We start from the raw sequence: 3710 nt of genomic DNA on the forward strand, positions 1-3710 counted from the left end.
CACCCCGGGCTTCCGCCCCCGCACAGTCTCCGGCTCGGCAACATCGAGCCCGAGCAGCCCGCGCGCCATCCTCCGCTCCAGCACACCGAAGCCCCGGCACCCCGCCAGGCCCACGGCCAGCACCGGAATCCCGAGGAAGGTGACGAGGAGCAGCGACCCGGCGAAGGCCAGCGTGACGGCGTACGAGAACGCCAGTACGCTGACCGGCAGGCTCAGGAGCACATACCCGAACTCCCGCCGGCNNGGCGCCCGCAACGCGGCCGGCAACCGATGCCGACGCTCCTCGGCGCCCCCGCCGGCCGCCCCGTGGAATCCGGCCCCGGGGCCGCCCTGCTGCCCGTACCCCTGCCCGTACTCCATGGCCATAGATCCAGTCCGTTCCACTAATCGGCGAGCCGGTCAGCCGGTCAGCCGACCAGCCAGTCAGCCGAGTAAGCAAGTGAGCCAAGTCGGTCAATGTCTGTGTCATCAGCCTGCTGGCCCCGAGCGCCACGGACCATGGAGCACGTAGGCGTCTTCCCCCGGGGGTTTTCCCTACCTACCTCACCTACGCCACCTACGCCTCGACCCGTTCCCGCCAGGGCAGCTCGGCCGTGACCGTTGTGGGGCCACCCTCGGGCGAGTCGATGACGAACAGCCCGTCCACAGCGCCGAGCCGGTCCGCGAGCCCCGCCATCCCCGTACCGCCGTCGAGCCGCGCCCCGCCGCGCCCGTCGTCCCGGACCTGGATCAGCAGCCGGTCGTCGGTGCGCCAGACGTCGACCGACGCGTTGCGCGCCCCGCTGTGCTTGCTGATGTTCTGGAGCAGCTCGGACACCGTGAAGTAGGCGATGCCCTCGATCGCGGCGGCGGGCCTGGCCGGCAGATCGGCACTCACCTTCACCGGCACGGTGCACCGCGAGGCCACCGAGGACAGCGCGGCGTCCAGCCCGCGGTCGGTCAGCACAGCGGGATGGATCCCGCGCGCCAGATCGCGCAGCTCCTGAAGCGCGAGCTTCACCTCGCCGTGCGCCTCCTCGACCATCGCCGCCACGTGTTCGTCGGCCTGGCCCTCCAGCAGCTTCTCCTTGGCCAGCCCGAGCCCCATCGCGAGGTTCACGAGCCGGGCCTGCGCCCCGTCGTGCAGATCCCGCTCGATACGCCGCAGATCGGCGGCGGCGGTGTCGACCACGACCCCCCGGTCGGACTCCAGTTCGGCGATACGGCGTTCCAGCTCGTCGGAGGGCGACAGCAGCCCGCGCACCATCATGCGGTCCACGTTCGTGAGCCCCCGCGCCAGGAACGGCAGCACCGGCCACAGCACGAACAGCGACACGAGCACGAGGGTGAAGGTGAGGATGCCCCACGGCAGCCGGATGAAGTCGTACAGGATGGTGCGCCAGCCGACCGGGTCCTTCAACACCAGCATCAACCGCCCGAAGGACCCGAGCTCCCGGCCCCGGGCGCCCCGCCCGCCGCTCAGCGGCAGCGGACTCGGCTCCTCCACCCGCACCCCGAGCAGCGCCCTGGCCCGCGCCCGCTCGAACCGGCCCAGCAGACGCGCGCCCAGCAGCCCGGCGGCGAGCATCGGCAGACCGACGACCGTGAGCGCGAGGAAGGAACCCACACTCATCACGGTCACCACGTAGATGAAACCGAACAGCGCCACCGGCAGGTTGGCCAGGAGATGGGCGATCTCCTTCCAGGTGTGCGGTTCGAGGGCGAAACGGACAGGGGGCAGTCGGTCGCCCTCGGTTTCCGCGCTGGTGGCGGTGATACGTGCGGTCATGCCCGCCAGCCTGCCAACCACCGCCCCACGGCGCCATGAGGCGGACCGCCCGGCGACCCGGGGGAAAACCCCACCTTGCGCACCAGTCGGACATGGCCATCAGGCATGGCCATGCGTGACCGGCTGCTTACGGCCTCTTTAGCAGGCCCTAGACTCCCGTCCGTACGGATCTCCGACAGGCCAGGGAGCGAGGGACGGACGTGCCGGTACCGACCGCCGTAGCCACGACGGAGCACATCGCGGCGCAACACCACATGGCAGCACCACTGACGGACGTGACAGCGCTGCACGACACAGTGGCGACGCACCACCCAGTGGCGACGCACCACCCAGTGGCGACGCACCACGCAGTGGTGTCGAACTACCTCGCGTCGTCGGAGTACTTCCAGTCCTACTCCGTCGTCGGACTGCTCGCCGCCGTCGGCGTGCTGTTCGTCGCCGTCGCCTTCGGGGCCGGACGCCTGCTGCGCCCCGTGGTCCCGACCCCCGAGAAACTCCTCACCTACGAGTGCGGTGTCGACCCCGTCGGCGAGGGCTGGGCCCACACCCAGGTCCGCTACTACGTCTACGCCTTCCTCTACGTCATCTTCGCCGTCGACTCGATCTTCCTGTTCCCCTGGGCGACCGTCTTCGCGGCTCCCGGCTACGGCGCGGCCACCCTCGTCGAGATGTTCGTCTTCCTCGGCTTCCTGGCCGTCGGCCTGCTCTACGCATACAAGAAGGGCGTCCTGACATGGACGTGACGCCAGAAGCGAACTCGCCGGCGCCTGTGCCCGTGCCGACGCCTGTGCTGCTGCCGGAGCCCAAGCGGCTGGGCGCCCTCGCCCGCCTGGCCCCCGAGCCGATGAAGGTGGTCCTGAACTGGGGCCGCCGCTACTCGCTCTGGGTCTTCAACTTCGGCCTCGCCTGCTGCGCGATCGAGTTCATCGCGGCATCCATGGCCCGTCACGACTTCATCCGCCTCGGCGTGATCCCCTTCGCTCCCGGGCCGCGCCAGGCCGACCTGATGGTCGTCTCGGGCACGGTCACGGACAAGATGGCCCCGGCGGTCCGGCGCCTGTACGAACAGATGCCCGAGCCGAAGTACGTCATCTCCTTCGGCGCGTGCAGCAACTGCGGCGGCCCGTACTGGGACTCCTACTCCGTGACGAAGGGCGTCGACCAGATCATCCCCGTCGACGTCTACGTCCCCGGCTGCCCGCCCCGCCCCGAGGCGCTGCTCCAGGGCATCCTCAAACTCCAGGAGAAGATCGCCCGGGAGTCCCTGGGCGAGCGGTACGCCTCCGGGCAGACAACACGCCCGTCACCCGCCGCTCTCCAGAGCCCCCTGGTACAGCCGCCGACCCCGGGGGAGGCCGGCAGATGACGACGACCGGCTGGCTGCCGGCCCCCACCGAGGACCTCTTCGGTACGGAGGCCACCGCCGAGGAGTCCTACGACGTCCTGACCGTCGACGTACCCCCGGCATCCTGGACCGCAGCTCTCCAGACTGCGCGAGACCGCCTGTCCTGCACCTACTTCGACTGGCTCAGCGCGATCGACGAACCGGGCACCGGCTTCCGCGTCGCCGCCCACGTGGTCGCCCTCTCCCCGGTCCGCCGCCTCCTCGTACGGACGACGGTCCCGCACGAGTCCGCCGTACTGCCCTCCCTCGTCGATGTCTACGCGGGCGCCGCCTGGCACGAGCGCGAGACGCACGAGATGTTCGGCGTACGTTTCGAGGGCCACCCAGGCCTGGACCACCTCCTCCTCCCTGATTCCTTCGAGGGCCACCCCCTCCGCAAGGACTTCGTACTCGCGGCCCGCGTCGCCAAGGCCTGGCCTGGCGCGAAGGAACCGGGGGAGTCGGAACACGGAGGCCCCAAGCGCCGCCAGATGCTCCCGCCCGGCGTCCCCGACCCCAACGAATGGGGCCCTCTGAAGGGCCAGCTCCCGCCTGCCC

The 3710-nt window shown here is 70.5% G+C and carries 5 protein-coding genes; 3 read left to right on the forward strand and 2 right to left on the reverse strand.

The genetic code is table 11. The features are described 5' to 3' along the window. Positions 1 to 242 (reverse strand): sensor domain-containing protein (locus tag AOK08_RS40195; protein WP_241827307.1); only part of this gene is annotated, 242 nt, incomplete at both ends. Positions 243 to 556: 314 nt separating this feature from the next. After that, positions 557 to 1768, reverse strand: coding sequence for a sensor histidine kinase (locus AOK08_RS40200; RefSeq protein ID WP_055535293.1), 1212 nt, complete (start codon positions 1766 to 1768; stop codon positions 557 to 559). A 332-nt stretch (positions 1769 to 2100) separates the two neighbouring features. Between AOK08_RS40200 and AOK08_RS40205 the strand changes: the two genes are divergently transcribed. The 3 genes from AOK08_RS40205 to AOK08_RS40215 all read left to right on the forward strand — a co-directional run. Further along, complete coding sequence (locus AOK08_RS40205) at positions 2101 to 2511, forward strand: NADH-quinone oxidoreductase subunit A (RefSeq protein WP_055535295.1); 411 nt, start codon at positions 2101 to 2103, stop codon at positions 2509 to 2511. Then, the gene (locus AOK08_RS40210) at positions 2502 to 3134 is read left to right on the forward strand and encodes an NADH-quinone oxidoreductase subunit B (protein ID WP_055535294.1); all 633 of its coding nucleotides are present in this window, start codon (positions 2502 to 2504) and stop codon (positions 3132 to 3134) included. Before AOK08_RS40205 ends, AOK08_RS40210 begins: the two co-directional genes overlap by 10 nt. Further along, the coding region (locus AOK08_RS40215; protein ID WP_198539546.1) for an NADH-quinone oxidoreductase subunit C at positions 3131 to 3710 on the forward strand (580 nt) is incomplete at its 3' end. The genes AOK08_RS40210 and AOK08_RS40215, both read left to right, overlap by 4 nt.

It is taken from the genome of Streptomyces graminilatus (assembly GCF_001418565.1).
In the GTDB taxonomy this organism is placed as follows: domain Bacteria; phylum Actinomycetota; class Actinomycetes; order Streptomycetales; family Streptomycetaceae; genus Streptomyces; species Streptomyces graminilatus.